Origin of the sequence: Alteromonas sp. MTD1 (genome assembly GCF_042848195.1) — a bacterium.
Lineage (GTDB): Bacteria > Pseudomonadota > Gammaproteobacteria > Enterobacterales > Alteromonadaceae > Alteromonas.
On the sequence record NZ_BTGG01000026.1, the window covers coordinates 1 to 514 of the forward strand.

The 514-nt window shown below is 40.7% G+C and carries 1 protein-coding gene; it reads left to right on the top strand.

Features of this window, described 5'->3' with window-relative positions; all coding sequences use genetic code 11:
• The coding region (locus ACGHAV_RS16950; RefSeq protein WP_390383377.1) for a hypothetical protein at positions 1-401 on the top strand (401 nt) is incomplete at its 5' end.
• Positions 402-514: the final 113 nt, after the last annotated feature.

Here is a 514-nt window from a genome sequence, read left to right on the forward strand (position 1 = left end):
GGTGCACTATGAGATCGTCGCTCTTTTTCCTACTAACGATGTTGGTTTCATTCAATTCAAATGCGACATCAGTCTTTTGCAGCCCTAAAGAAAATGGAAGGGTTGACTCTGATATCATGTTAGAAATGCAAAAAGAAGATAGCGGCTACGTATTTTTTCTTTCCATTCCTTCTAAATACAAAAGTTTTGAATATAGTGGTGCAATGGTTATGTCAGGTGCCTACGACTCACCAGATCTATATTTCTTTCCAGAACTAGAGAAGAGCGACGATGGCTATTTCTATTCAAGCTTATTTTTCTCTAAACAAGAATTGCAGCAGCCTGTGCTAGTTGCAGAGTATGGGAATTACTGCATCGGTGATGGTTATGAAATTGTATTCAGTTTTAATAAACTAGAGTGAAGCACCTAACAAAAAACTGTTGGCGCTCACTGCGTTCGCTGGGACACAAACACATGGGCTCCCTTCGCTTCGCTCGTTATTTTAGCCCATGTATTTGTGCCCCAAAGTTGGGC